Raw genomic sequence first — 5509 nt, forward strand, 5'->3', positions numbered from 1 at the left:
TTCCGATCTAAGAATAGGCAACATTTCCATCTCGTTAAAACTTTCTCCTATTAAATTTAAGTTATTGACTTTATTTGCCAGCATATGCAATGTAAATTCTTTGCTGATACTGAGATAATTGAATGCAAGGCTATGATTAATTTTTTCATTAACTCAATATATTGAGTAAACCTTTTTTCGGTAAACTCTAAATGCTTTCCTGTAAAAAGCGTGTGATTGCAATATTGATTAGTACAATAACCAGCGTGTTCTATATCTCCTGTTTCGATGCCAGTGAGAATTCCTTGCAACAATAATTCTAAAGTTTCCTGGGCAGACTCTTTCCAATGTCTGACACAACCATCGAAAAAACATAATATTTTTGTTTGGTATTGTGTGGTGCTAAAAACATCCAACAACTTCAAAGACAATTTACCAAATTGATAACCAGTATTTATATCTCCCATTCCACTGCATAGGAGCATTCCATAAAGGCAATATGCGTAAGCACCTTGGGGTGAATTTCCATATTTAATGGAAAGATCGATCATTGTAAATATAAGCTGAGACAGGAGAGTAAAATTTGTGCTAAAAGCAGCATTAATATTGCTGACCAACATCCGCATAGCCGCCAACTTATAAGGATCGGTCATTTGTGGTAAATTGGCTAATTCATCGAAATTTAGTTGCTTGGGAGGTTCTTTCTCTAGGATAACTTCCAACAATTGCAAAGCTTGTAACCCCGTATCGATAGCTAACTGGAGCTGCATTTGAGTTACGTATATCTGGATTTTCAGCTCGTAAACTCTGATTTTATCGAGCAGGTTTTTAGCTTGGAGCAGAACAATTTCTGCGATGGAATTAGCTTTATCAAAATTCCCATTTAAATATTCTGCTTCCACCGCTTCCACATAAAGTCCTAGCGTCAAATCATAGTGAGAGTACCAGCTATCTGATGCCAAAAGTCCCAAACTAACTGTGATATACTTCAGCACAGGTTCGTAAGCAGTTGCGGCCTTTGCTTTCCGAGCCGCTATCAAATTTAATCGTGCTAACTCATATTTTTCGGTTTGTTCGTTGATAAATTCAACACCAACATTGAATTGATTAACAATCTCAAAAATATTCTCTTCTATCTCTGCTTCTGAAGCATTCTTCAGAAGCAGTTGACCGATTTTTAAATGAGTTGCTTTTTTATTTGATTCGTGAATCAGAGAATAAGCGGCTTGCTGTACCCGGTCATGCAGAAACTTGTAGCGTATTTTGAGCGATTCTCCTGGTATTGTAAATGATGTTGAAGTGTCAAATACTAACGGCATTTTGTAAGTTTCGCTCAGGGGCAAAATCAGACCTGCCTGAAGTGCATCCCACAAATCAGTTGCCGTTTCTGAGGAGGATTTTTCATGCACAATTGCCAGGACATCTAAATTAAACTTGTCTCCTATACAGGCAGCTAATTTTAGTACTTTCTGCGTCGGTTCTGGCAGTTTTTGAATATGGCGGCTGAGCAACTCAACCACATTATAATCTGTAATGCCTACGGCTTGAATTTGTTCGATATCCCAGTGCCAATCCCCAGATTTAAAATCAAATTTTAATAATTTTTCTTGGTGTAGGGTGGAGAGCAGTTGAGTCAAAAAGAAAGGATTGCCCTGAGTTTTATTGTAAACTAATTCAGCTAGATTCTGTGACCTTTCTGTGCTAGCGTGCAGAGTGTCGGCAACTAATTCGCTGGCATTTTCGATATTTAACGGTCGCAGGGTAATATTACTAAGCTTAGCACCCGTATTTTTAATTTCATCCAATGTCACCAGCAACGGATGGGTGGGAAATACTTCATTATCTCGATAAGCTCCCATCAGTAATAAATATTCACTGTCTGGGTCAGTTATGAGCAACTGAATTAATTTCAGCGATGCCGAATCTGCCCACTGCAAGTCATCTAAGAACAGTACGAGGGGGTGTTCTGCTTTGGTGAATACGTGGATGAATTCTCGAAAGACGCGATTAAATCGGTTTTGGGATTCGGTTGGCCCCAATTGCGGTACGGGCGGCTGTGGGCCAACAATTAGTTCGATTTCGGGAATTACGTCGATGATGACGTTACCTTGCTGACCGAATGCTGCTAGTAATTGTGCTTTCCAAGTAGCTATTTTGCTCGCACTTTCTGTTAATATTTGCTGGCTCAATTGTTGGAAAGCTTGAATTATGGAAGCATAAGGGATGTTGCGTTTAAATTGGTCAAATTTCCCGGAGATAAAGTAGCCCCGTTGCCCTACTATGGGTTTGTGAATTTCGTTGATGACAGAGGTTTTGCCAATGCCGGAGTACCCGGAAACTAGGATTATTTCGCTGCCTCCGCTGGCAACTCGCCCAAAGGCTTCCATGAGTGTGGTGACTTCTTTGGTGCGTCCGTAAAGTTTTTGGGGGATGAGGAATTGACTGATTAAGTCCTGCTTGCCTGGTGTGAATTTGCCGATGTTTCCGGTTGTTTGTAACTGGGCAAGACAGGTTTCTAAATCTGCTTTTAATCCCCAGGCACTTTGATATCTTTCTTCTGCGGTTTTGGCTAATAGTTTCATCACTATATGAGCAACTGCTAGCGGAATTTCTGGGTTGATTTGATGGGGTGGTGTGGCTGGAAATGCGATATGGCAGTGAACTAATTCCAGGGGGTCGCTGGAATTAAAGGGTAGTTGACCTGTGAGCATTTCATAAAATGTTATGCCTAATGAGTAGAAGTCTGTACGGTAGTCGAGGGCGCGATTCATGCGTCCGGTTTGTTCCGGTGACATATAGGCGAGCGTGCCTTCTATTTGGTTGGGATTGCTCAGGGTGGGGTTTTCTCTCTCCAGGCGCGAGGCGATGCTAAAGTCGATGATTTTCACTTGTCCGTCAGATGGATTGATGAGTATATTATGCGGTTTGATATCTTTATGAATAATATGATTTTTATGCAGATCTCCTAAAGCTTCTGCCAACTGGATGGCGATGTCCAAAAAATCTCTAATTTCCAGCTTTTTGTAAGTAATAAATTGTTTCAGGGATTGACCGGATAAATCTTCTAAGATCAGAGCTAAACGGTTTTGATAATTTTCTAAGCTATAAACGCGAACAATACCTTTAATATCCAGAGCTTGAAGAATTTTATATTCGTGTCTCAATCTGGTAATTTGTTCGAGAGTAGGATACTCGGCTGGGATGGTTTTAATAATGACTGCTGTTTTATCTTGTTTTCTTACCCCGCGATAAATTGAGGTATTGATAGTGGCTTGGATTTGTTCGGTGATTTGATAACCTGAAATGGTGAGCATTAGCGTTTGTCCCAAACGTGAGTATATGTTTGCGAGGGGTTAACCGCATTGAGCTTGCTGAAAGTATGCCGGGGAATTAGGAGGAAAATCAACTATGCGCTGATTTTTACGATCGGGACGACTAGATGCGATCGCTTGTATGGGAATCTCAATCAAAAACTCTGCTCCTTGACCGGGTTGGGAAAAACACTTCAAAATACCACTGTGTTTTTCTAGGACAATTTGGTAGCTAATCGACAATCCTAAGCCTGTGCCTTTCCCTACTGCTTTGGTTGTGAAGAAGGGATCGAACAATCGCTTGATTACCTCTTCTGTCATACCGGGGCCATTGTCTCGAATGCGAATAGCAATCCTGTTATTTTCCAAAGCTTCGGTACGAATCCAAATACAAGGTGTCGCGGAATTTTCTCCCGTATTCCGCAAAGAACGCTGTACTTCTAGAGCGTCGATCGCATTGCTGAGGATGTTCATAAACACTTGGTTGATCTGACCGGGATAGCACTCTACAAGCGGTAATTCGCCATATTCTTTGATAACTTGAATCGCACAATTTTCTGCTGTTGCTTTTAATTGGTGGTGCAATATCATGAGGGTGCTATCGATGCCTTCGTGAATATTCACCGGTTTCGTTTCTGCTTGGTCGAGACGGGAAAAATTTCGCAGCGATAAGACAATTTGACGGATGCGTTCAACTCCTACGTGCATGGAGGAGAGTATTTTGGGTAGGTCTTCAACGAGAAAATCGAGTTCGATCGCTTCCATTTCAGCTTGGATCTCCGGTACTGGTTCCGGATAGTGCTTGCCGTACAGTTGAACTAGCGTCAGTAAGTTTTGGGAGTATTGACTGGCGTAGGAAAGATTTCCGTAGATGAAGTTGACGGGGTTGTTGATTTCGTGGGCGACACCGGCAACTAACTGACCCAAGCTGGACATTTTTTCGCTTTGAATGAGCTGGGCTTGAGTTTGTTGCAATTCGTGCAGGGTTTGTTGCAGCTGTTGAGCTTGGGTTTGAGCATCTGAGGCAGCGGTGGCAGCTTGATGGTATAGTTCGGCTTGGTCGAGGGCGATCGCCAGTTGAGTAGCTACAGCCTGCAACAGCTCCACCTCGCACTCACTCCACGATCGCACTTCTGTATTCGTACCGCAGCAAATGGCTCCTATGGCTCCAGAGCGAGTTTGAATCGGCAGTGCGAATAAAGACACAAATTCCCGTTCTACAAAAAACTCTCGCATTACCGGATCTGCGATCGTTCTGACATCATCTGCCCAAACCATTTCCATGTTCAGAAGTTGCTGTGTAAAACAACCAATATCCGCCGCCGAGTAGTAACCAACTAAACTCGGCAGCTCGGGATTTTTGGCTTCTTTGAAAATTTCCCAGTTATCCGAAGCATCAAGCATTCTTGATGTATCCGCAAAGTTAGGATGAATTAATTTTTCTTTTTCCGGTCGATACCAAATGAATTGGCAGCGATCGATTTGCAGAAGACTGCGGATCTCGTTCACCGCTGTTTCTAAGATTTTATCTAAGTTCAGCGACTGACGGATTTGACAAGCCAAACGAAAAAGTAAAGCTTCTCGGCGGCTTTCCTGTAGCTGGTGTTCGTGGAGGAGCGCGTTTTCAATCGCCGCGCCTGCTTGCGAAGCAAGCATAGTGAGCAGTTTCAGGTCTGCTGCTGTATAAGCGACGGGTGTGTTACTGCTGATTTCGATCGCACCAATTACTTTATCTTTTGTTTTCAAAGGTACGCAAATCAGAGAACTAACTTGCTCTTGAGTTGGAACGAATCTGGGATCGGATAAAACATCGTTGACTATCTCTCCTCTGCCTGTCATCACTACATTACCAACTATCCCATCACCCAAGTTTAAGGTCGATTTTGATTGGCATTCTTGATTAAATGCTGCGATTGCTTCCAGCCTGTCCGTGCTGGTATTAAGTAGCATGAGAGAGCCGCTAGTTGCTTGGATAAGTTCTCTAGCTTCATCAATCACTAATTTGGCAACTTCTTTGAGGTCTAAGGTAGCGCTGATTTTTTGGGAAATTTCGTATAAAAATGTGATTTCTCTATATCGCTCAATTAATTCATTAGCCAAGTTTTTCTTTTCTAGTTCTTTATTCGCTACATAGGATATAAGAGCGGCTACGGCAGCAGCTTTTTCTGACCCGCTTACCCATCCGATCGTTTCTCCAGAAAGTTCTACTGGATATTTAC

General features: G+C 42.2%; 2 protein-coding genes. Both read right to left on the reverse strand.

What is annotated here, in order from left to right; translation table 11 throughout:
• Positions 1–56: 56 nt before the first annotated feature.
• Positions 57–3293 (reverse strand): serine/threonine-protein kinase PknK, encoded by a 3237-nt coding sequence (locus tag H6S82_RS16170; RefSeq protein WP_191056423.1) that lies wholly within the window; start codon positions 3291–3293, stop codon positions 57–59.
• 39 nt (positions 3294–3332) lie between these two features.
• Positions 3333–5509: GAF domain-containing protein (locus H6S82_RS16175; RefSeq protein WP_191056424.1), on the reverse strand; the 2177-nt coding region annotated here is incomplete at its 5' end.

It is taken from the genome of Planktothrix sp. FACHB-1355 (genome assembly GCF_014748295.1).
Taxonomy (GTDB): Bacteria; Cyanobacteriota; Cyanobacteriia; order Cyanobacteriales; family Aerosakkonemataceae; genus Aerosakkonema; species Aerosakkonema funiforme_A.